Origin of the sequence: Amycolatopsis sp. ATCC 39116, assembly GCF_000231075.2 — a bacterium.
In the GTDB taxonomy this organism is placed as follows: Bacteria; Actinomycetota; Actinomycetes; order Mycobacteriales; family Pseudonocardiaceae; genus Amycolatopsis_E; species Amycolatopsis_E tucumanensis.
The window spans coordinates 54,270-77,462 of record NZ_AFWY03000038.1; the positions used below are offsets into that span (position 1 = coordinate 54,270).

Genomic DNA, 23,193 nt, shown 5'->3' on the forward strand with positions numbered 1-23,193 from the left:
CCGCTAGTCCGCATCACCGATCGGCGACGGCGCCCGCCCGTTAGCTTCACGCACCACCCGGTTCGCGAACGCGTCGACCGTCGTGATGTTAACCCGGGCCAACTGCTCGTCGTCCTCCAGCAACAGTGCCAGGTTCTCCCGCAGCATTCCGGCCAACGCGTTGGTGTAGGTAGTGAGCAGCACACGGGTGTCGGACGCGCGGGACAGCAGGTGCTTCACGCGGTGCAGGGCGACGACCGTCTTTCCAGTCCCCGGTCCTCCGGTGACCTGGGCCGGCCCGCTGTAGGAAGTGCGGTAGGCGACGCGCCGCTGGGACCGGTGCAGGAACACTCGCCACGCGGCGAACGGCTTGTCCAGTGCCTCGGCGAGTTCATCCGGGCCGGTGACAAGCTTGATCCGGTTCGGCGTGTTGACGATCGCGATCGCCAGGCTGTCGCTCGTGCTGTCGCCGCTGGTGGCTGCCAGGCGCTCCGCGACGACGTCCCGGTAGACGTCCTCGGGGGTGAAGCCCTCGGCGAGGAACTGCAGGACCTCGAACTGATCCTCGGGCAACACGCCGGCGAAGGCCTCCAGCTGGGCCTGGTCGACGATGGCTCGCGCCGCGCGGAGGACCTGGTCGTCGATGCCGAGCGCACGCAGGACCGTGTCGGAGTGGCGGGCGAACAGGAGGTCCGATGCCTTCGCGGCCACCTCCTCCAGAGAGGGCGTCAGCTGTTCGATCGCGACCACGTTTCGGACCTCCAGCCCACGGGTCGCGGTGTTGACGGTGTAGAGCCGCTTGGCCGCCCAGGAGTAGGCGTCGTCGTGCGGGACGACGTTGAGCAGCAGGAAGATGTCACTTCCGTCGTCCGGGGCGAGGACGACGCCGCGCCAGAAGTCGGTGATGCGGATGGTTCGCATGCGCGGGTCGCGTGCGTTGTCCACCGACTCCAGGTGCAGGCCCTTGTCCGCGTACAGCTCGGCGATGGACAGCTGCTGGAATTTGCCCATCGCTTTGCGGACTCCAGCTTTGACCTGCTTGTCCAGCAGGTCGTACGTCTCCCAGAAGCTGTGGGCGAAGGCGAGTTGCGGCATGGTGGTCCTTCACTTCCCGATGAGTCGGCGGGCCAGGTGTGCGACGCTGCTCAGCAGGTCACCGGGTGGCTGGTCGAGGTCGAGGGCGTGCTGGTGGATAGTGATGCCCACGTTGCGGACCCGGTGCTGGGCGTGCGGGGCGTTGCCCTTCGCATAGACGAGGTGTCCCTCCGGCAGGTTCAGCGCCGTGCAGTAGGCCAGCATTTGGTAGAGGTCGGCATCGGGGAAGCCTTCGGGCTTCTCGGCCTTGTACTTGGCGTCCGCCACCGCGAGCGGCGTACCGTCGTCGGCGTAGTGGACGAAGTCGGGGATCATGCGGATGGCCCTGTCCTCGTCGAGGTGGTGGCGAGCCTGCAGGACGCAGTGTCCGCTCTGATCGGCGAGCACCTCGCGCAGGGCGACGGTGAGGAAGTCCTCGAAGACCCGGGCCATGTCGAAGGTGAATCCGTGCACCGTGACGTCCCCGGTGCGATGCTCGACGGACGTGTTGCGCAGGACGAGTTCGGCCAGACGCAGGGCGTGGTGGTAGCGAACGTTGAGCCGGCTCGGGCGCCAGGTGGGCAGGACGGCGCCGCGGGGAATCGGGCTGACATCGATCAGGTCCGCCCGCAGCCGCAGCAGCCGCCCGCGCACGTCCGTGGGTAGGGGCAAGCGAAGGAGCACTTCACAGGCCGAGCGCAGGAGCCGGTTCTCGGCGGTGTCGGTGGTGTACTCGTCGTGGGCGATCTCCACTGGGACGAGCTTGCCGTGGTGCCGGCGGACCTGCTCGGCGAAGCGCAGGCGGCCGCGCATGACCAATGCGGTCTCCTCGACGGCGACGTAGCCCTTGAGCAGTCCCTGGCCCAGCGCATGTTCGGCTTGGCGGGTGAACAGCCGGGCGAAGGCCGGGAGCAGTTCGGGTTCCTCGGCCACCCCCACCACCTCGTCCCGCCAGCCCTTCGGGCTGCGGCTGTAGCCGAGCAGGAACAGCAGCCGGGCCACGGGCAGCTTGGGCTGGATCCGCACGATGACAGCGCTGCCGTCGGGCACCGCCACGGTCGCCACACCGACCACACCCTTGGCCCGGACCCGCCATTGCCCGGTGGTTTCCGGGTCCGGCGCAGCCTCGACCAGGCCCGAGCGCGCCAGGGCACCGCCGGTTGCGTCGTCGAGCGGCACGGACCGGGGCGCGGCGTGTTCGACCAGGGCGAGGGTGGTCATGCCGGCGCGATCGTGTCCGAAGTGGTCGTGGCTGCCGCTCGCAGGGAAGCCAGGCCGTAGCGTTGCTCGACGTCGACACCTTCGCCGTAGTGGTGTTCCTCCAGCAACGGGAGAATCTTCGTGCGCCAGGTGCGGGCCAGGCCACCGTCGCGGTAGACGCCGGGTCTCATCAAGTAGGAAGGGCCGACCTGGAAGTCCGGGTCTTCGATGCGGGAGTTCAGCTCGTCGAGCAGGTCGGCGGATTCCGGGTCGTGGCCCTCGCGGTCCAGCCAGCGACGGAGCAGCCCGCGAGTCGGTTCGGTCCGTGGGGACAGCTCGACGAACGAGAACCGGCGGCGCATCGCCGCGTCCACCAGTGCGATGGACCGGTCCGCGGTGTTCATGGTGCCGATGACGAACAGGTTGGGGGGCAACGCGAAGTCGTCTCCGGAGTAGGTGAGCCGGACCGACTTGTTGCGGTACTCCAGCAGGAAGTACAACTCCCCGAAGACCTTCGCCAGGTTCGCCCGGTTGATTTCGTCGATCACCAGGAAGTGCGGGATGTGCCGGTTACCCTCGCGCGCGGCGACATTGGCGATCTCGCGCAGCGGCCCGTCGGTGATCCGGAACGCGACCTCGCGCGTGCGCGGGTCCTCCTGGGGCCGGAAGCCTTCGAAGAAGTCCTCATAGGAGTAGGACGGGTGGAACTGCACGAGCTTGACCTGTTCCGGGCCGCCGCCGAAGTACTCGGCCAGGCGCAGGGCGAGGTAGGTTTTGCCGGTGCCAGGCGGGCCATAGAGGATGATCTGCCGGTCCTCCCAGAGCAGGTCCCGCAGTTCCCGCAACCACGCCACGTCGTGGACCAGCAGGTCCTTGGCGAGGTCGTCCGTCGGTTCCGGCAGTTCCAGCTCGCGCCGGGCCATGAGCGCGGCGAGTTCCGCGCTGGACTCCCCGTCGGCCTCCTCGAGTTCCTCGGCTAGCTCCTCGTCACTGCGTCCGAGACCGGCGACCAAACCCTCGACGCTGGTGAGGTCGACTACGTCGTGCTGGATGGAAAGTTTCTGTTGCAGCGCCTCGGGCAGGTCGAGGTACGGGTAGCCGGCGCTCTGCCACTCGACCGGCCGCCGCAGGTTCGATCGGCCGCCCTCGGAGGCCATTTGCTCGGCGTCACCGGTGATCTCGCCGACGAAGACATTGCCGCCCGAGATCGTGCACACCGTGTCGCCCGGTTTCATCCGAGACAGGAAGATGTGCAGCGCCTCGACCAGGCGGATGCGCTGGCTGTAGGTGAGGACCGATTCGTAGTCCTCTTCCACCACGGTGCGCAGCTCGTCCTTGCTCACCCCCTGTTCGACGCCTTCGCGCAGGTGAGTGGCGGCGAGGCTGACGAGGCGGCGCGGCAGCCACAACCTCTTCACCAGGTCGAGGCCGGAGACGTTGGAGCCGCGGACCAGCCAAGTGCGGTTGGGCCCGTACCAGGAGGCTTTGAGGAAGTCAGCAAGCGGACGCCCGTCAGCAGTCTTCCACTCAGTGTAGCCGTTGGCGGCCCGGCCGAGCAGGATCTCCGCCGCCGCCGAGGGCGAGTTGCAGGTGATGTCCTCGGTCGTCTCCAGACACCCTGGCCACTTCGACGATTCCCGGATCTGGCCTTCTGCCCGGAGGCTCTCGCGGAGCTTGTGCGCGGACTTCATCGTCGCGGGGAACGACGGCACCTCCTCCGACCGGACCGGGGACCCCGCGCTGACCGTGAACTTCTGGCTGCCGTTGGTGCCCTTCTCGGTGAGCAGGCGTCCGCGGGCAACGGGACCGTTGAACGGAAGCCGGAGCTGGAACTCGGGGTAGGGGCTGTCCATCAACGTCCCTCGCTGCTCGCCACCGCGGGATGGCGGGGACCCTGGCCGGGTGGCGGGGTGAGGGTGGAGGTGTAGTTCTCCCCGTCGATGAGTGGTGTGGTCAGGCTGACCCCAGCTTCGGCCATGCGGTCATACTCGGCGAGGATCAGGTCCTTCGTGCGGTAGGTGCCATACTTGGCGATCTCGTTGTTCTTGAGTCCGCCTCCGGAGTCCGACTGGAAGGTCTCCAAGATGTAGTCCACATCGGACCGTCCGACACCGTACAGGTGGAAGTAGTAGGCGTCCAGCTCGGCGCGTAGCTGGGCCCTTCGTTCTTCATCCCAGCAGAACGGTTCGCCCGAGTCCCCAAGATCCCGGGCGAGCCCGGCCATGTCGTAGGCGGTGTAGACGAGTTCGAGGACCCGCGTGGTGATGAACGGCGTGTGCGGCTCCATCATGCCGGGTGTGGGCACGGGAAGCTGCTTCCAGATGAAGAGCCCCATGCTAGTGCTACCGATCTTCTGACGACTCACGAAGTCGAACACCAGCGAGCTCTGGACGGCAACAAGCGCAGCAGTCAAGGTAGCGGAAACCCGCGGCAGCATCAGCGGAAATTTGTGGCCAACAGCAGTACGCGGGATAAAAGCTGGGATAGCCGTACGTTCGTCGGTGGAACGACACACGTCTCGCCAACCACACAGCCAGTCCCGATCCCAAGCGACCTCGGCCAGCCGTAGTTCGACGCCAGGGATCGTGACATCCTTGTTCTTCCGTCTGGTCTGGATAAGCCCGCTCTCGGCAATCCAGTACCGCGCGTCCGGCGAGTACCCAGGGTCCTGCTTCTCCTCGAGCGACACCCGTCGCCGGTCTTCATTGCCGGTTCCGTAGTAATGCGCCCAGCGATGGTCGAAATGGTGGGCCATCTTCCCCTCGTACAGGGGCAGCATCCGCTCCTCGCCCCGCACGAAGACGTTTCCCACCCGTTGCCAGCCTTCCGCCTCCATTTCAGCGCGATTTTTGAAGAGGTCGGAGTCGTCGGTCATGTCGAACAACCGCTTGAAGGTGATCTGCCATGGGTTGCCTTTCTTTACGCCTTCGTTCCAGAGCACAGGTAGTCGGTGGTAGATCGCGGCGGTGAGGTCGGCGTCGCGGCGGCTTCGGAAGACCGGCAGGCTGCCGGTGTTCGGGTTGATGAGCGAGACCTCCTCTGGGCTCAACGCGAAGATCCGCGTACTGTCGGCCAGATCCTCGGTGTCCCCGAGGAAGGAGGCGAACACCGCTGCCGGTTCGCGAATGTCCCGCCCGGCGAGAGAGAGCAGACAGAACTTGTAACTGGAGTGCACCGCTGGAAAAAGCTTGTTGCGGTTTTCGAAGTCGTAGAGAATTTTGATGGCACCTCGGCGGGTGAGATCACCGAAGAGGTGCTGCCCTGCTGCGCCCGTAGCGATTGCCGACTGGACGACGCAACCGACGCGACCTGTAGGCCCGACAATCGTGGCGAAACGCTCGGTGAAAAGCTGGTCGGTCAGTAGGGAGTTGACACCCTTTACTGTCAATCCCTTACCGCACAACGGGAAGACACCCGAGCTGCCGGCGAAGAGGAATGTCGACTTCACCTTGCGCCGGTCCGCGCGGTACCTCGCACCCGCCTCCGGCTGCTCCTCGGCCCACTCCTCGATCCGCCTGCGCCGATCGGCTCCGGAGATCGCGGCGATCGACGGTTCCACGACGCTGAAGTACTTCTTGTCCTCGAAGTCGACCTTGTCCCAGGGCGGATTCGCGAGCACACACGAGAAGCCCCCGGCCCATCCGGTCGCCGGATCGACACCCGTGTCGTCGTCGGGCACGGTGAAAACATCCGGGAACGCGAGATGCCAATGGAAGAAGCGATACTCCTCCCGCAACCGTACGATCTCGTCGTGCGTGCCCTGCGAGGCGGCCGCAGCCGCCGGGTCTTGGAGCGCGAGGAAAACATGCTGAGTGACCGGGGCAGGCGCGTCCTTGGTCTTGTGCCACATGAACGCTGCGCACCAGGCGTCGGCAACGTGCCGCGCGTGGCGGTATTCCGGGGAGTTTTCCCAGACGCGGTAGTCGGCGGCCTGGCGATGGACATCCGCCAAGCTCCGGACCGGGGCATCGGTGATCCGCCGGAGCCCGGCGGCGAACGTGGAGTTGGCGACCTTCGTCTTCTCCGTCAGGTCGAACAGACCCAGCTGGCCAGCGCGCTCCTTGTCGTTCTGCTTCTCCAGGAACGCGGCGAACTTCGGGTCGTCGCCCTCGACGGCCTTGAAAGCTTTGTTCGGGATGCCCAGCCGCAGCAATGCCGGCGTCGCACCGATCAGGCCATTGCCGAGTTTGATGTGTGCGTCGAGGAAACTAAGTGGCTTCCCCGGCTCCAGCGCCTCCAGCCACAGGGCGACCTTGGCGAGTTCGACGGCCATCGGGTTGAGGTCGACACCGTAGACACAGCGGGCGACGACCTCGTGCAGCGCGTGACGTACCGCATCGACGGTCGGCTCGGGGTTGTTCTCCCTTACCGCAGCCACGCGCTTGGCAATCCGTCGAGCCGCGGCGACGAGGAAGTGACCGGACCCGCATGCCGGGTCGCACACCGTCAGCAACAACAACTCCGCGACGATGGTGTCCGTGGGATCGGGCAAGCCCGCGGCACTCGCCTTCTGCTCACCGCGCTTCTGGGCATCGTCGATGACCGGGTCGAGACTGGAGTCGAGCAAGACCTCGATCAAGGAGCTCGGCGTGTAGTAGGAACCTGTCTTCTTGCGATCGTTACCCGGGCGGTGAGTGAGCTCGAACTCGTCATCGCCTGTACGCCGGGGATCGAGCTCCAGCAGCGATTCGTAGATCGAGCCCAGCTCCTCGGCATCCATGTTGCGGTAGTCCACCTGTCGCCAGCGCAGACCGTCCCGCACTCGCGACAGGTGACGCACCGCGTCCAACAGGTAGCTGTTGCCCAGGGCCAGGCCACGCAAACACTCGTCGGCGCCGGTGTCGTCGAACAACCCACCCAGACCTGGCAGCCCCAGCTCGGGGCGCCCGTGCTCATCGCCAAGGGCGTCCAGCACGACCCGGAGAGCCTGGTAGAGATCGCTGTGCGCGGTACCGCGCCGCCGGCTCGCCTGGCGCCGCAACCGTGCCGTGGAAAAGTAGGTCGCATAGCGCCATCGGGCCTGGTCCGGCGTGTTCGGGGGGTGCAGTGCGTCGCGGTCCTCCGCGACGAACACGAAGATCAGCCGGTAGATCAGGCGCAACAGGGCGGTGTGGAATTCGCGCGGGTCGAACTCTCGGCGCAGCCGGGCGTTGTCCGGATGCCGGAGGAAACCGGTGCCCAACGCCTTGATCGCTGCTTCGACCCCGTCACGCAGCTGGTCCAGGGCCCGAGTACCGGACCTGATCGCTTCCAGGCGCCACTTCTCCAGCCAGCACGAGGCCGGCGCCGCGCCCTCGGCGATTGCGAAGCGGGAGACGTGTAGCAGCCGGTACAGCAGGACGAACTCGCTGAACAGCTCACCGTCGAAGATGGCTTCCAGGTCGAACTCGACGTAGGCGGCGGTGGCAAGTGCGCTGGAGTCGCGCAGCAGCCGGAGCTGCCTGCCGTTGGTGATGATGCCCCACAGGTGCGCTTCCGAGCGGTTCAGGCACTCCTGCACCAGCGATTGCGGCGGCACGCTGCCCGGCCCGCCAGGCCGCTTGTCCAGCGAATGGTGCCAGGAAGCCAAGTGGATCGGCACATGGTTCCACCGGTGGCTGATGGGGAAGGTCTTGGTGCCGTCGTCGGTGGTGATGCCCGTCGCGCCGAGCGATGTCAACTCGCCGAAACCGAGTTCGTCGAACAACGGCACGAGCCACTGCGTCCGCGCCTGGCCGGTGTGGTCGACCGGCGGATCGGCCTCGGGCGCGACGGGCACCTTCTCCCGCAGCTCGGCCCACACCGAACGCAGGTAGTCCCACCGCCGTTCCGCGTCGTCCCGGACCGAGCGGGAGCCGACGACCCGGTAGTCGCCGGGCAGACACCCGCTGACGTCCTTGCCCTCGGAGATCCGCACCAGCATGTCGGCGGGCAACAGACCGCCGACGGTGTGCACAGCGGTGAAAACCTGGTTACGAGCGATGGCAGACATCAGGCGGCCCCTCCCGAGACCGGCAGGTAGACATACGCGCCAAGGATGTCGGCGGGTTTCTGGGCGGTGACCCGCACTCCTCGGACGATCTCACCGGAGGCGGTACGCACCCTGCGGTGCGATGCGAGCAGCTCCGCAGCGAGCTCGTCCCCATAGGACTCGAGATGGGTGTTGGTCGCAGGCAACTGGTCCAGCACCCGCTGCATCGTGCGCTCGCCGAACGCGGGGTCGGTGTTGGCGTCGGCAGTCAGATCGGCCAGACGTAATGCCTCCTCGGCGGGCAGCCAGGTGGCATTCGTCGGCAAGCCCTGGAACGCAAGCATTCGCGCGTCCTCGGCGACCAGCTGCCGCTCCCCCGTCCGGGACGGCAGGGTGAGGTGGAAGCGGTAACGCACCAACAGCAGGGTCGTACGGATGTCCACCCCCTTAGTGCGGATGACACCGCAGCGCCGCGCCGGACGCGGACCGCCGGCCTTGGGGTCGAGCGCCGCGTTGAGCACATACCCGGCCAGTGCGCCCACCACCGGATCGGTGCGCACCAGCGCCACTTCGCCGCGCGCCACCGCGGACGCGGAGCGGAACGGCACCGGCCGTCCAGTCTCGACGGTGTCCCCGCCGAGCACCGGCGCAACGGCATCGCGCAGGCCGACATGAGTACCGCTCAGGTCGGCGGTGAAGCCGCCCTCGCCGTCTTCCCGCAGCACGGCCTCCAGCGACCGCAAAGCCTGCCGGACGAACCCGCGCACCTCACCGGCCCGCCCCAATGTCTCCCGGACGGCGGCGACCTCGCGGGCGACCTCCTGCGGGTGAATGGCGCGCTGGGCGAACCGCGACCGGGACGTCTTTTCCCGCTCCGCCGCCGACTTCCAGTCCGCCTCCAATACCTGCGCCTTGTGTTCCAGGGTCTCCAGCTCGAACAGCTCTGCCTGCTCGGGCTGCTGGTCGCGCATCAGCAGCCATTCGACGATCGCGTCGGTCACCGCGGCGGACGCCGCATCCGGCACCGAAACCGAGATGCCCAGGTCCTTCTGGATCTGTCGGTGCTTCTTGATGAGCACCTCCAGAACCTTGCCGTCGATCCCGTTGTCACTTCCATAAAGCGTGACCACCCGGACGGTGTCCCGCCGCTGCCCGTACCGGTCGACCCGGCCCTCCCGCTGGTCGTGTCGGGTCGGGTTCCACGCCAGGTCGTAGTGGATCACCGCGTCGAAGTGGTGCTGCAGGTTGACGCCCTCTGACAGGCAATCGGTGGCGACCAGCACGCGGCGCGCGGCCGGATCGTCGCCCGCCTCCTCGGCCAGCTCCTCGATCCGCTGCAGGCGTTGCTGCGGCGACAGAGTGCCGGTCACCGCCCGGACCACGACCTTTCTGCCCAACTTGCCGGCCAGCTGCTCAGCCACGTACTCGGCGGTGGGGATGTACCGGCAGAAGATGATCGGGTGGTAGCCCTCAGCGAGCAGCGCCTTGACTTCCTTCGTCAGCACCGCAAGCTTGGCGTCTTCCTCCGGTCCCTCCAGCCGCTCCGCGCGGTCGGCCAAGGCGGCCAGCCGCGCGCTCGCCCCCTCGGTCTCCGCGCCGGGCGCCACGTCGAACCCTTCGAGCGCGTCGCCATCGCCCGTGTCCCGCACCAGCGGGGCTCCGAGACGGTCGGCTTCCTCGACGGTCTCGGCCTTCGCTGTGGCGGACCGCGTGCGCAAGGTCTGGGCGGCGGCTCGCGGCGAGGACACCAGGGACCGCAGCAACGCGATGGCCGACCACCAGGCGACCCGGGCCTCCCGCTTGCCCTGGTTGCCTGCGGCACTCACCCGCTCGCTCGCGTAGGCGATGGCGTCTTCGAGGAGGTCCCGGTAGGCGGGAGACAGCTTGTAGGTCCGGTCCTTGAAGTAGCGGTCCGACGGGAACTTCGTGTCCTCCCGCAGGCTGTCGTCGGCCAAGCCGTCCTCGGTGGTCAAGAACTGCCGCACGTCGGCTCGCTTACGGTGCACGAAATGCGCGGCGAGCAACGCTCGGCCCGCATCGCTGTCCAGGTCGACGGATGCCAGGTCAGGCCGGACTAGCCCGAGCAGGGCACGGAAGGCGCTCTCTTTACCGCTGTGTGGGGTAGCGGTCACCAGCATCAGGTGACGTTGCTCGTCGGCGGCGATCCGCTGCAGTAGCTCGTACCGCAACTGACTCTGCGCCGATGCCGTGTCCTCCGCGGCCACACAGGTGTGCGCCTCGTCCACGATGACAAGGTCCGGACAGTGCCGGACGAAGTCGTCGCGGTGCCGGGTGGACTTGATGAAATCCGTCGAGACCACCACGTGCGGGTGCCGGTCGAACAACGACTGCCCAAGGTCCAGCCCGCGCTCGAGTTTGGACACCGTAGAGGCGAGCACCAGTTCGGCGTCGATGCCGAACTTGGTGCGCAGCTCCTCCTGCCACTGCTCGGCCAGCGCGGGCGAGCACAACACCGCCAGTCCTCGGGCGCTGCCCTGCGCCAGCAGCTCGCTCGCGATGAGCCCAGCCTCGACGGTCTTGCCGATACCGACATCGTCGGAGATCAGCATGCGCACGGTCTGCTGACGCAGGGCCATCATCAACGGCACCAACTGGTAGGCCCGCGGTTCGACCGCGATGCGGGCAAGTGACCGGAAGGGCCCGGCGCCGGAGCGGAACCCGATCCGCAGCGCCGACCGCAACAGCCCGGCGGCGAGCTCGTCACCCAGGTCGTCCGGCGACGGTCGCTCGAACTCGGCCTGACGGACATCCTCGAACGCGGGGAAGACGGCCGCGATGTCGTCGTCAGCCCCGCCCAGCGGGCGCAGCACGAGCATGTCGTCTGCGCTTTCCGGCAGCACCACCCAGTCCCGGCCACGGGCGGAGACCAATGAACCGGCCGTGAAAGTACTCGTCATGTCCTGTCTTTCGTCTGGTCAGGCGCCCACGGCGGGGCCGAAGTACTGCTTGAACCGCTCGGCGACGGCCGACCAGTCCTCGTCATACCGGAACCGCACCACGTCCCAGCCCCGGTCGAGCAACCTGTCCTCTGCCTCGGCGTCCCGTTGCGCGACGAACTCGTGATCGTGCACGGGGCCGTCGACGAAGACGGCTACGTTGGCGCCCTTCATCCGGTAGACGAGGTCGGGGCGGGCCAGAGCTTCCGGGATGAAGGTCTGTGTCTCGTCGGGCAGGCGCAGGCCCTGCTCCTTCAACCAGCTCAGGAGCTTTTTCTCCAAGCTGGTTTCCGACTGGTTCGTCAACCGGGCCAGCTGCTCAGAGCGAGACTCGCCGCGGCCAGTGGCGAGCACCCGCGCGTCGGCCAAGCGAAGCAGCAGGTCCCGGATGCTGTGCCGGTCGATTGCGGCGTGGTGCAGCTGGTTCCCGTAAGTGAGCAGGCATTCGTAGCAACCACGTGCGCAGGGCCGGTCCGGGTGCTGGCCGCCGCGGTCGGTGCCGTCCGGCTCGAAGTGGCAGATGTCCAGCGCGGTCCGCACCGCGGTCGGCAACGCTTCCGGATCGGACTGCATCAGCCTCAGCACACCGGCGCCGCCCTCGGCCGCCTCGGTGAACAGCATCCGGTCCCGGTCACCCCCGTCCGGCGGCAGCAGCTCGCTGGTCAGCTCCGAATCCTCCAGCTCGAAGGCCGCCTCGATGCCTCGTTCGAGGGCGTACATCAGTGACAGTGCGACCGCCTCCGGCAGCGGAACGGCGAGCTTCAGCACCAGGATGTTACGGCTGTCCTGGACGTAAGGGATCACGCGTTTGCGGGGTCGCTTCTCGTTGCCGTCGGCATCGACGGCCGGCATCTCACTGGAATCACCGGAGGCCTCCTTGGCCTCGCGTTCGGTCAGCCACCGACCGTCGACAGGGTCGAGCCAGAAGCCGGGCGGCTCGTCTTCGGCGGCCCGCAGCCGGCCGATATTACTGATCCGCACCGTCGCCGAGTCGCCATAAGCGAGAGTGGCGATCTCCCCGCCCGCGTCGGACACGGTGGCGTCTCGACGGCCTGGCCGGGCGCCGTGTTCGTGAAAACGGTACGAGGTAACCAGGCGGAAACCCGCCCGCCGGCGTTCCTCCTCATCGGAGGAAATGCGCTCCCGCCTGCGAGTGTAGACGGTGTGCAGGTGCAGCAGGCCGACCGTCTTTTCCGTCAACGGCGCGTCACACATCTCGCACCGGCTGTCGTCAACGTCATGGTGGTAGCCGCAGGCCGCACAGCGCTTGGCTTCAGTCGTGACGACGTCGCCAGAAGCGTCGGGGGGTAACTGGATCCGGGTGACCTGGTAGCGAGAGCCCTCATGGTAGATGAGCGCCCCCGGACCGAATTCGCGAATCGCCAGGAAGCGTGGTCGCTGCAGATAGTCGCCGTCGGCGAACCGACGACCCGACATCGGAATGTAGGCAGCCAGCGGCAGCCGTGGGAACGAGTAGCCAGGCAGGAAACCCTCGCTCGCCAGGTAACGGTATGGGTTGAAGTCGGCCAGCACCGAGCTGCTGTCTACGCTCTCGTTCTTCAGCAGGTTGAGCTGTGTCTCGGCTTCCCGGCGCCGGCTCACGGCGCTGTTTCGATCGCGTTCGGACAGCGTGTGGTCCAGGACCCGCCGGTTCTGCTCCGCCTGGTCGACCAATGCGGCGCGGAACAGGCCCCGCCAGCGGTCGAAACTGCGGTCGAACTCCTCCGGAGCGCGCCGCAACGTGTCCTCGAGCCACTGGTCGTGCCACCAGGCCGTGTCCGCGAACTCGATCAGCAACTGGGCGAACACCTCGCGGGCCGCCGCGACGGCGCGCCGCTGCACCTCGGGGTCGTGCACGGCCGATTCGACGTGCTCGTGCAGGCGCAGCTTGGGATCGGGGCGACGGGCGTCTTCGGGATAGCTGATGTCGATGATCCCTGGGATGGCGTTGCCCAGCTTGAGCGCCGACTCTGCCAACCAGATGGCCTGCACGTGCGACCGCACCAGATCCTCGTTCGCCAGGTCGAGCCGGGGCGGGGCGACGGCACCGGCCACCATCCGGTCGGAGCGCCGGAAGTAGTACTGGTCGTGGCTGTTGCCGGTGGCGCAGTAGGTGGTCACGAGTGCCGGCTGCCCCGACCGCCCCGCCCGGCCACTGCGTTGGGCGTAGTTCGCCGGGGTCGGCGGCACGTTGCGCATCATCACGGCGTTCAGCTCGGAGATGTCGACCCCGAGCTCCATCGTCGGCGAGCAGTAGAGGACCTTCAGCTCACCCTTGCGGAACTCCTCTTCACGCTCTTCCCGCTGCTTCGGGTCGACCTGGGCAGTGTGTTCCTTGGCGACCATGCCGCCCAGCGCGCCCGCCGTCTCGCGATAGAGGTCGCGGAAGAACGTGTTGACCCGCGGCCCGTCACCGCTGGCGTAGGTGCGGGTGAGCGGGTCGTGCGTGCCCTGCTCACCCGTGCCGGCCTGCCAGATCAACGCACGGGCGGCGATCCGGTAGCCGGTGGCCGGGACCGCTCCCGTTGATCGCCGGAACCGCCCCGCACGCTGAACCGGGGCTTCGACCTCCCGCAGGAGTTCGTTCCTCGTCAGCACTCGCATCAGGTCCACAATGACCTGCTGCGTGTCGTCGACCGACAACTCCGGGAAATGCTGGCGGCGCAGGTACTTGCCGAACTTCGCCCGCCCGGAAAGGAACAATCCCGCACGGTCGATGCCCGGACGGGAACCCTGCGCATAAGCAGTGCCGACCTCTGGACGGTCGTCCTTGGACAGAACCCATGGACCGGTCAGGCGTTCCTCGCTTGCGCGCTGCAGCGTATCGAAGTCGTCCCGGAAGTATTGGACATCGATGGCGAGGTTTCGACGCATCTCGTCGAGCAGCGTGCGCATGATCTCCAGGCGGCGTCCCGACGCGGCGCCCTCAAGGTACGTGCCGTGCCACTGCTCGTCCCGCTCCGCAAGCCAGTCCAGGTCCTCGTAACCGATCCTGAGAAGACCAGTCTGCTCCAGGTTCGGCATGGTGACCCGCCACCCCCGACGCAGATCCAGGTAAAGCCGGAAGGCGACGACGTCCCGCAGCGTTCTCGCGGCGTTGCGCGCCAACGACGGCGGCAGATCCGCCGAACCGGCGTAATCGGCGGGTCCCACGCCCAGGGCGTCCACGACCCGGGAGGCGAGCTCCTCGTGCCGGATACCCTCCTCCCCGGCCTCGACCGTCGCCCGGTACAGGGCCGCCCGCAGCTGCGTAATCTGCACGAAGTCATTGAAGTGACCCGCCTGCAAAGAGGCATCCTGCCGGTTGTCGACGAACGTGAGCAGCTTGCGGGCTCGCTTGTCGAGCGCCTCTGCAGGAATGTTCTTGAGGGACCGCACGATGGAGGCGGACACCAGCGAGGTCGCCGACGAGCGGCCCTCCTGGTCGAGGGTGGCCAACTTCGCGAAGTCCTTGCCACGCACCTGTTCGTAGCTCACTCCGCAATGCAGGCAGAACCGGAACGGGGCGGGGATGAACGCCGCCGCCAATTCACCCTGACCTTCGTTGCCGTAGGGGTCGACGGTGACCGCCCTTGGCAAGTACTTGCGATAGCTCTCCCGCACCGACTCGGTGCCCAGATCGTCGATCTCGAGCCACGACTCCGGCAGCCGCCGGTCCGCGATGGCCTCGTTCTCGTCCGCCGGCCAGGCACGCTCGGAGTCGATGTAGAGATATCCGTCGCCGGTCCGGCCGCCGCTGGCGGCGGTGTTCTGCCGCGGCTCGTAGACATACCCGCCACCCTGCGCCGTGCGCCAGACGCTCAGATACTCCTGTCCGCACTCCCGGCAGAAGGCGAGCGGCACCAGGATCTTGCCATCCGACCCCGGCTGCACCCGCTGGTACTCGCGCGTCAGGTAGCGGCTGCCCTTATCCTCGATCGTGACGTAGACAGTGTCCCCTTTGGACAGGAACTGGTGCAGCCGGAAGGCGAACAACGGCCGCTCCGTCACCGGGTGCCGCGCCTGTGAGCCCGCGCGGAGCGTCTTGCGGATCGCTTCCGCGCAGACATCGTCGCTCAGCCCGCTGTCTCGCGCCAGCTCGGCAGCGGCATCCTCGATCCGGGCTGGTCGCTGCCGCACCAGCCTGCCGGTTTCCTGCTCCACGCGGAGGCCGAAGTGAGTCTCGATCCAGCACGCCAACGGGTCGGAGACCAGTTCCGCGTACGCGTGCGGCGCATCCGGCGCCAAGAGCCGCTCAGCGGGCACACTGGCAGGCGCCTCCGCTGTAGCCCGCACCAGGGTTTCCCCGATGACGTTCTCTGGCCTCACCTCGGTGCCGAACAAGGTCGTGGCCACCCGCGCGACGACCTCGCGCTGATCGGCGAAACTGCCCTCGCTGGCCATCGTGGCCGAGGTCCCCACACACTGCAGGTTCTCGGCCCGGCACGCTTCCCGGACCCGGCGGATGAGCAGCGCGACGTCCGCGCCCTGACGACCGCGGTAGGTGTGCAGTTCGTCGAAGACCAGGAACTCCAGCCCACCCGCCATCTTGATGAGCGAGCGCCGATCGTCCGGCCGGGTGAGCATCAGCTCCAGCATCACGTAGTTGGTCAGCAGGATGTCCGGCGGGTTGTCCCGGATCTCCTTGCGGCGCTCGTCGCCCTCCTGTCCGGTGTAGCGGGCGTAGGTGACCGGCTCCCTGCCCTTGCCGTAACCGTCGAGCAGGTACTTGTCGAGCTCTTTGAGCTGGCTGTTCGCCAGCGCGTTCATCGGATAGACGATGATTGCGCGCACCCGTTTGGCGGCTTGAGGACCCTCCGTCTCGCGTTCTCGCAGGATCTTGTCGACGATCGGCACGATGTAGGACAGGGACTTGCCGGAACCGGTACCGGTGGTCAGTACATAGGACTGCCCCGACCGCGCGATGTCGATCGCTTCGCGCTGGTGCCGGTGCAGCGTCAACGGCCGTCCGTCGCACACGGTGCCACCCTCGGTCTTGCCCGCCTGGAAGATCCGTTGGCACTCCTTGTGCAGCACACCGGTGTTCGCCAGCTCCAGGACCGTGCCGCCGGAGGCGAAAAACGGGTTCAGCGACAGCCAAGGGTCCGGCCACTGGGACTTGGCGGTCAGGTCCTTCTCGACGTATTCGGCGATCGCCTCGTCGCGGATGATCGTTCCGCCCTGGGTGAAGGCCCGGTAGTCCGAGATGAGCCGCTGGTGCACGTCGAAGACGTCCATCCCGTCGGCGGGTGGCTTCGGCGGCGCGTCCGTCAGTGCCGGCTTGGTGGTGGCCGTCGAGGAAAGGCCACGCAACGGATTCCACTCGTCCCAGCCCGGGACGCCCTCCTTGCCGACAGCGAACGGCAGCAGTGCGTCGCGCACGGCGACGGCGTCCTCCGGGCGCTCAGCCGGGTCCTTGCAGAGCAGGCGCTCGATAAGGCGAGCCAGGTCGGCAGGCACATCGGACCGCACCTGCCGCACCGGCGGGACGGATTCGTGGAGGTGCTTCTGCCCGAGCTCGTGAGCGGAGGGACTGGAGAACGGCGGGACTCCGGTGAGAAGCTCGAACAGCACGCAACCGAGGGAGTACAGGTCCGCGGCCGGCCCCACCGTCGAGTCCTGGAACTGCTCGGGAGCCATGTAGCGGGCCGTTCCCACTGTGACCCCGGAGCTCGTGATCTGCGGGCCCACCACGTCGTCTGCAATCCGGCCCATGCCGAAGTCGAGAACCTTGACCACGCCGGTGCGCGTTACCATCACATTGGACGGCTTGACGTCGCGGTGAACCACTTTTTCGGCGTGGGCCGCGGCCAGCCCGTCGGCGATCTGCGCTCCGAGGGCCGCCACCCAGGAGACCGGCGCCTGCGGACACTCCGAGACCAGCTCGCGCAGGGTCCGGCCGTCGAGAAGCTCCATCGCCAGGTAGGGCAGGCCGCTCTCATCCACCCCACCGTCGACCATGCGTGGCAAGTTCGGGTGGTCGAGGTGCCGCATGATCCGCACCTCGCGGTCAAATCGCTGGATCGCCTTGGGATCAGGGGCGGAGCCGAGGAGCACGCCGGCGCGACTGCGCAGGATGACCTTGATCGCGACCAGCCGATCCGCCGAGCCTTCGTCCGCCTCGAGGTCCTCCGCCCGGTGGACCTCACCCATGTTTCCCTTGCCGATAGGGCCAAGGAGCCGGAACCGATTTGCCACGACCTGGCGGTTCACCGACACTGCGCCCTCCCATGATCTGCGCCCAACCTACCCTTGTACATCGGTAGAAGAGCGGCGTTCATGACAGAGTACACAGCAGAAGCTTCATCAACCAGATGATTTCCCGTTGACTCTGTCAACAGGTTAAGCCGGGAACACGTGTCGAGGTCGAGCACGAGAACGTCGGACGACACCAAGAGGCAACCCTGGCCGACATCACCGTGACGGACTGACCACCACCGCCGACGCCCTGAGCCCCCGACGACAACGGTGCGGAGAGCAGCGGCGAAGCGAACCCGACGAGAAAGGGGGCAGGAGCGCGACCTGTCCCATCCTTGTGGTGCCCCCGGCAGGACTCGAACCTGCGACCTAGAGATTAGAAGGCTCTTGCTCTATCCGGCTGAGCTACGAGGGCCTGGCGCCGACGACCACAGGCCGTCCTGACCTGCAGTTTAGTCACCGTCACTTCCCCTATCGCCGGACGGCGGGGGAACGTTTCAGCCTCTGCCGATGAACGGCATCTTCGTCGCCGTGACGGTCATGAACTGCACGTTCGCGGTCAGCGGGAGCCCTGCCATGTACAGCACGGCTTCCGCGACGTGTCTGGCGTCAAAGGTGGGTTCCGGCAGCTCACGGCCGTCCGCCTGGCGCGCGCCCCTGGCGATTCCCGCCGTCATCTCCGTCGCCGCGTTGCCGATGTCGATTTGGCCACACGCGATGTCGTACGGGCGGCCGTCCAGCGACAACGACTTCGTCAGACCGGTGATGGCGTGCTTCGTCGCGGTGTAGGCAGCGCTGCCGGGGCGCGGGGTGTGCGCGGAGATGGAGCCGTTGTTGATGATGCGACCACCGCGCGGGTCCTGGCGCTTCATGATCCGGAACGCCTCCCGCGCGCACAGGAACGCACCGGTCAGGTTCACCGCCACCGTCTGCTGCCACGCCTCGACCGGGACCTCGTCCGGGTCGCCGGCCGGGCCGAAGGTGCCCGCGTTGTTGAACAACACGTCCACCCGGCCCCACCGGTCCGCGACCGCCTCGAAGAGCGCGCTGACCTGGGCGGGGTCGGCGACGTCGGCCGGGTGTACGAGGGCGTCCGGCGCGCCCGCAGCGGTCTCGGCCAGCGCGTCGGCTCTCCGGCCGGCCAGCGCGACGCGGTAGCCGGCGCCCAGCAGCGCCTGCGCCACGTGCCGTCCGATGCCCGAACCGGCGCCCGTCACGACGGCGACCCCACCCATCCGCACCTCCCGCTCCACGCCGGCCTGAACCTTCGACCTAGAGATTAGAAGGCTCTTGCCGACCACGCCGCGGTCGGCACCTTCCGCTAGACAGTCAACACGACCTTGCCACGCCCGTGCCCGGTCTCGATCTCCCGGTGCGCGTCCGCCGCCTCGTCCAGGCGGTACGTCCGCCGCACCAGGAAGCTCAGCTCGCCCCGGTCGTACCGGCGCGCCAGCTCGGCCAGCCGGTCCGCCGACCGCTGCCCGCGCACCAGCTGCACCCCGAGCGACTCCGCCCGATCGTGGTCCACCAGCGTCACCACGCGACGCCGCTCCTTCACCAGTGCGAGTGAAAGATCAAGCGCGGCGCCACCCGCGCCGTCCAGGACCGCGTGCACCCCGCCGGGTGAAAGCGCTCGCAGCCGGTCCTCCAGGCCGTCGCCGTAGACGACCGGCGTCGCGCCGAGCGAGCGCACGTAGTCCTGATTCGCCGCGCTCGCGGTGCCGATCACGGACGCGCCCCACAGCCGCGCGAGCTGGACCGCCGCGGTGCCGACCGAGCCCGCCGCGGCGTGCACCAGGACCGTGTCCCCCGGGCCGACGCCGAGCTGCCGCAACGCCATGTACGCCGTCTGCGTCCCGGCGGTGAACCCGCCGGCGACGGTCCACGGCATGCCGGCCGGCTTGGCCGTGACCTGGTCCTGCCCGACCACCACGTACTCGGCGTAGCAGCCCAGCACGTTGAAGCCGAGCACCTCGTCGCCGACCGACCACGCCGCTCCGTCCCCGACCTGGTCCACCACGCCGGCGAACTCGTTGCCGGGGATCCGCGGCCACGTCAGCCCCGTCGCGTACGGCGGCTCCCAGCCGGCCCGCACCGCCGCGTCGAACGGCTGCACACCCGCCGCCCGCACGCGGACCCGGACCTGTCCCGGACCCGCCTGCGGGTCCGGGACGTCCATGGCGCGCAGAACCTCCGGGCCACCCGGCTCGGTGAACGCCGCTGCCTTCATGAGGTGCCTCCTCGATCTCGACCTGCGAGATCAACGGTGACACCTCCAGTTAACTGGAGGTCAACCTCAGAAGTTGATCATGTGACCGGCGAGACCGTGGATGGCCTCCTTGACCGCCTCGCCGAGGGTCGGGTGCGCGTGCACGTTGCGGGCCACCTCGTGCACCGTCAGGTCCCACTGCTGCGCCAGCGTCAGCTCCGGCAGCAGCTCGGTGACGTCCGGGCCGATCAGGTGCGCGCCGAGCAGCTCGCCGTACTTGGCGTCGGACAGGATCTTCACGAAGCCGCCCGCGTCGGCGAGGCCGTGGGCCTTGCCGTTGGCGGTGAACGGGAACTTGGCGACCTGCACGTCGTAGCCCTGCTCGCGCGCCTGCGCCTCGGTCAGGCCGAAGCTCGCGACCTGCGGCTGGCAATACGTCGCGCGCGGGATCATCGTGTAGTCGAGCTCCATGGTCTCCGCGCCGCCGATCGTCTCGGCCGCCACGATGCCCATCGACTCGGCCGCGTGGGCCAGCATCAGCTTCGCGGTGACGTCGCCGATCGCGAAGATGTGCGGCACGTTCGTGCGGCAGCGCCCGTCGACGGCGATGGCGCCGCGCTCGGTCAGCTCGACGCCGGTGTTCTCCAGCCCGTAGCCCTCGACGCGCGGCTGGAAGCCGATCGCCTGCAGGACCTTGTCGGCCTCCAGCGTCTGCTGGTTGCCGCCGCTGGACACGGTGACCTTGACCTTGGCGCCGCTGTCGTCGATGCTCTCGACCTTCGTGCCGGTCAGGACCTTGATGCCGAGCTTCTTGTAGCGCTTGGCCAGCTCCTTGGACACGTCCGCGTCCTCGAGCGGCACCATCCGGTCGAGGAACTCCACGATCGTCACGTCGACGCCGTAGTTGTGCATGACGTAGGCGAACTCGACGCCGATCGCGCCCGCGCCGGCGATGATGATGCTGCCCGGCAGGTCGCGGGAGAGGATCTGCTCCTCGTAGGTCACCACGCGCTCGGACAGCTGGGTGCCCGGCAGCAGCTTGGTGGTGGCGCCGGCGGCGATGATGCAGTGGTCGAAGGTGACGGTCTCGACGCCGTTCTCACCGGTGACCTCGATGGTGTGCGCGTCGGTGAACTTGCCGCGCCCGGTGAACTCCTGAATGTTGTTCTTCTTCATCAGGAAGTGCACGCCCTTGACGCGGCCGTCGGCGACCGAGCGGCTGCGGTCGAACGCGACGCCGTAGTCGAAGGTGATCGGCCCGTCCGAGCTGATCCCGAAGGTCTTGGCCTCCTTGGTGACCAGGTGGGCGAGCTCCGCGTTGCGCAGCAGCGCCTTCGACGGGATGCACCCGACGTTCAGGCACACGCCGCCCCAGTACTTCTCCTCGACGATCGCCGTCTTCAGGCCGAGCTGCGAAGCCCGGATCGCCGCGACATACCCGCCGGGCCCGGCACCCAGCACCACAACGTCGAAATGCGCACTCATACCCGCCACCCTATGCCCTCGCGGGCGAGCCGGTCGTGGGTGCTCGGGCCCACGACCGGCCCCTGATCAGGCGCGCTCGAGGATGACGACGGGGATCTTGCGGTCCGTCTTCTTCTGGTACTCGTCGTAGTCCGGCCAGACCTTCGCCATCTTGGGCCAGAGCACCTCGCGCTCCGCATCGGTGGCGGTGCGGGCCTTGGCGGTGAACTTGTCGGCCTTGACCTGCACCTTGACCTCGGGATTGGCCTGCAGGTTGAGGTACCAGCCGGGGTGCTGGGGCGCGCCGCCCTTGGAGGCGACGATCACGTAGGCGCCCTCGTGCTCCTGGTAGATCAGGGCGAACTTGCGCTCCTGGCCGGACTTGCGGCCGGTGGTCGTCAGGATCAGGATCGGGGCGCCCTTCTCCCAGTCGTGACCGACTTCACCATCGGTCTCCTCGTAGCGGCGGACGTGCTCGTCACCGAAGAGCATGCGGGGTCCTTTCGTCTCGGCAGATTCATCCGTGATTCCGCAACGCGCGGCGGCGGCTGGGTATTTCCGAGGTCACTTTCGGTGATCCCCACTCGCTCGGGTGGTCCTGACCAGGCAAAAAGCGGAAACCGACCTAGAATTCGGCGCAACGCCGACCGCGGGAGGAACGATGAGCGACCGGCCGCACGTGACGCTCGAAGACGTGGCGAGGACCGCCGAGGTCTCGCTGGCGACGGCGTCCCGCGCGCTCAACGGCACGACCAGAGTGCGCGACGACCTGCGGGAGCGGGTGCTGTCGGCCGCCGCGGAGCTGGCGTACACGCCGAACGCGCACGCGCAGGCCCTCGCTGGCGGGTCGCGCCGGACGGTGGGGGTGATCTGCCACGACATCAGCGACCCGTACTTCGCGGCGATCACCCGTGGGGTGATGCGGGTGGCCGACAGCCACGGGCTGCTCGTGATGCTCGCCGGGACGTTCGCCGATCCGGACCGGGAGCTTGCGTGCGTGTCGACGCTGCGGGCGCAGCGGGCGTCGGCGATCCTGCTGACCGGTTCGGCGTTCGAGGACCGCGCGTGGGAGCGGCGGATGGCGGCCGAGCTGGAGCCGTACCGGCGCGGTGGCGGGCGGGTGGCCGCCGTGACGCGGCACCGGTCGCTCAAGGCGGACACCATCGCACCCGACAACCGGGGCGGCGCGCGGGCACTGGTGGAGGCCATGCACGGGCTGGGCCACCGGCGGTTCGCGGTGGTGACCGGGCCGGCGCGGCTGACCACAGTGGCCGATCGGGTGGCCGGGTTCCGGGAGGGGCTGGCCGGGCTGGGGATCGAACTGTCCGAACGGGACGTGTTCGCCGGTTCGTTCGACCGGGACGGCGGTTACGAGGCGACGGAGGCCCTACTGGCGGCCAAGCACAAGGCGACGTGCGTGCTGACGGCGTCGGACGTGATGGCGGTGGGGGCGGTGAGCGCGCTGCGTGCGGCGGGGCTGTCGGTGCCGGAGGACGTGTCGGTCACGGGGTTCGACGACGTGCCGCTGGTGCGGGACTTCGGGTTGACCACGGTGGCGTTGCCGCTGGAGCGCCTCGGGGCGGAGGCGCTGGAGCTGGCCCTGGACGACGGTGGTGCTGGTGGTGGGGCGCGGGGTCGCGTTCGGCGGGTGTCGGGCGAGGTGCTGCTGCGCGGGAGCACGGGGAAGCCCCGCCGCCGGCGGCGGAGCTGACCTCCGCACGGCTCGGCCCCGGGGGCAGGTTGGCGGCGAGGGCAGGCGGCGGCTCGGGTGATGTGCTGCTGGGCGGAAGCACCACCAAACCCCTGCACGGCTCAGCCCTGGGGCGGTCAGGTTGGTGGCTAGAGGGCAGGCGGGGTCGGGTGGATGTCTGGGTTGGACGCGCGCGGAGCCCACGGGGTCGCCACTGGCTCTCTCGCGGGGTACAGCCGGGTCGGTCGTGGTTCGCGAAAGGCTTCCCCTCGTGGATCGCGAGTCGGCATCTCGGGTGACGGTGATCGGTCCGTTCGTGCAATCGCCAGTGGCCCTGTCCTGCGGCGACGACTGGCTCTCTCGCGCGGCGCGAGCGGACCTCCCGCGCCGCGGCGAGTGGTCACCTCGAGCCCCTGCGAATGGCACTCCCGTGCGGCACGGCCGGCCCTCCCACGCGGCCCGAGTGGCCCTCCCGCGCCGCGATGAGTGGTCA

11 protein-coding genes and 1 tRNA gene are annotated in these 23,193 nt (G+C 68.1%); 1 reads left to right on the top strand and 11 read right to left on the bottom strand.

Translation table 11 applies throughout. From position 1 onward, the window contains the following. Positions 1-3: 3 nt before the first annotated feature. The 11 genes from AMY39116_RS47655 to AMY39116_RS0329675 all read right to left on the bottom strand — a co-directional run bounded on the left by AMY39116_RS47655 (position 4) and on the right by AMY39116_RS0329675 (position 21,502). Positions 4-1,074, bottom strand: coding sequence for a UvrD-helicase domain-containing protein (locus AMY39116_RS47655; protein ID WP_020421236.1), 1,071 nt, complete (start codon positions 1,072-1,074; stop codon positions 4-6). Positions 1,075-1,083: 9 nt separating this feature from the next. Further along, positions 1,084-2,232, bottom strand: coding sequence for an McrC family protein (locus tag AMY39116_RS0329630; protein ID WP_235716246.1), 1,149 nt, complete (start codon positions 2,230-2,232; stop codon positions 1,084-1,086). A 38-nt stretch (positions 2,233-2,270) separates the two neighbouring features. Further along, entirely contained in the window at positions 2,271-4,106 is a 1,836-nt protein-coding gene (locus AMY39116_RS0329635; RefSeq protein ID WP_020421238.1) for a DUF4357 domain-containing protein, read from the bottom strand. Further along, positions 4,106-8,224 (bottom strand): DNA methyltransferase, encoded by a 4,119-nt coding sequence (locus AMY39116_RS0329640; RefSeq protein ID WP_020421239.1) that lies wholly within the window; start codon positions 8,222-8,224, stop codon positions 4,106-4,108. Before AMY39116_RS0329640 ends, AMY39116_RS0329635 begins: the two co-directional genes overlap by 1 nt. Continuing rightward, complete coding sequence (locus AMY39116_RS0329645) at positions 8,224-11,067, bottom strand: DEAD/DEAH box helicase (RefSeq protein ID WP_235716247.1); 2,844 nt, start codon at positions 11,065-11,067, stop codon at positions 8,224-8,226. Before AMY39116_RS0329645 ends, AMY39116_RS0329640 begins: the two co-directional genes overlap by 1 nt. Before the next feature lie 72 nt (positions 11,068-11,139). Continuing rightward, positions 11,140-17,358 (bottom strand): protein kinase, encoded by a 6,219-nt coding sequence (locus AMY39116_RS0329650; RefSeq protein ID WP_027936323.1) that lies wholly within the window; start codon positions 17,356-17,358, stop codon positions 11,140-11,142. Positions 17,359-17,675: 317 nt separating this feature from the next. After that, a tRNA-Arg gene (locus AMY39116_RS0329655) sits at positions 17,676-17,752 on the bottom strand. Between the two features lie 82 nt (positions 17,753-17,834). After that, the gene (locus AMY39116_RS0329660) at positions 17,835-18,572 is read right to left on the bottom strand and encodes an SDR family oxidoreductase (protein WP_039791834.1); all 738 of its coding nucleotides are present in this window, start codon (positions 18,570-18,572) and stop codon (positions 17,835-17,837) included. An 86-nt stretch (positions 18,573-18,658) separates the two neighbouring features. Then, complete coding sequence (locus AMY39116_RS0329665) at positions 18,659-19,567, bottom strand: NADP-dependent oxidoreductase (protein WP_020421243.1); 909 nt, start codon at positions 19,565-19,567, stop codon at positions 18,659-18,661. 66 nt (positions 19,568-19,633) lie between these two features. Then, positions 19,634-21,031, bottom strand: a complete 1,398-nt coding sequence (gene lpdA / locus AMY39116_RS0329670; RefSeq protein WP_027936324.1) for a dihydrolipoyl dehydrogenase — start codon at positions 21,029-21,031, stop codon at positions 19,634-19,636. 66 nt (positions 21,032-21,097) lie between these two features. Further along, positions 21,098-21,502 carry a nitroreductase family deazaflavin-dependent oxidoreductase gene (locus tag AMY39116_RS0329675; protein WP_020421245.1) on the bottom strand — a complete coding sequence of 135 codons (405 nt, stop codon included), beginning with the start codon at positions 21,500-21,502 and terminating at the stop codon, positions 21,098-21,100. A gap of 169 nt (positions 21,503-21,671) precedes the next feature. On the opposite strand from AMY39116_RS0329675, the gene AMY39116_RS0329680 reads away from it, so the two are divergent. After that, positions 21,672-22,721, top strand: a complete 1,050-nt coding sequence (locus tag AMY39116_RS0329680) for a LacI family DNA-binding transcriptional regulator (protein WP_020421246.1) — start codon at positions 21,672-21,674, stop codon at positions 22,719-22,721. The last annotated feature ends 472 nt before the right edge of the window (positions 22,722-23,193 follow it).

What these genes read in the sequence shown, in the direction of transcription:
- AMY39116_RS0329665 (WP_020421243.1), bottom strand. Translation starts at nt 19,567, where the DNA reads ATGAAGGCAGCGGCGTTCACCGAGCCGGGTGGCCCGGAGGTTCTGCGC.
- AMY39116_RS0329635 (WP_020421238.1), bottom strand. Translation starts at nt 4,106, where the DNA reads ATGGACAGCCCCTACCCCGAGTTCCAGCTCCGGCTTCCGTTCAACGGT.
- AMY39116_RS0329660 (WP_039791834.1), bottom strand. Translation starts at nt 18,572, where the DNA reads ATGGGTGGGGTCGCCGTCGTGACGGGCGCCGGTTCGGGCATCGGACGG.
- AMY39116_RS0329640 (WP_020421239.1), bottom strand. Translation starts at nt 8,224, where the DNA reads ATGTCTGCCATCGCTCGTAACCAGGTTTTCACCGCTGTGCACACCGTC.
- lpdA (WP_027936324.1), bottom strand. Translation starts at nt 21,031, where the DNA reads ATGAGTGCGCATTTCGACGTTGTGGTGCTGGGTGCCGGGCCCGGCGGG.
- AMY39116_RS47655 (WP_020421236.1), bottom strand. Translation starts at nt 1,074, where the DNA reads ATGCCGCAACTCGCCTTCGCCCACAGCTTCTGGGAGACGTACGACCTG.
- AMY39116_RS0329675 (WP_020421245.1), bottom strand. Translation starts at nt 21,502, where the DNA reads ATGCTCTTCGGTGACGAGCACGTCCGCCGCTACGAGGAGACCGATGGT.
- AMY39116_RS0329680 (WP_020421246.1), top strand. Translation starts at nt 21,672, where the DNA reads ATGAGCGACCGGCCGCACGTGACGCTCGAAGACGTGGCGAGGACCGCC.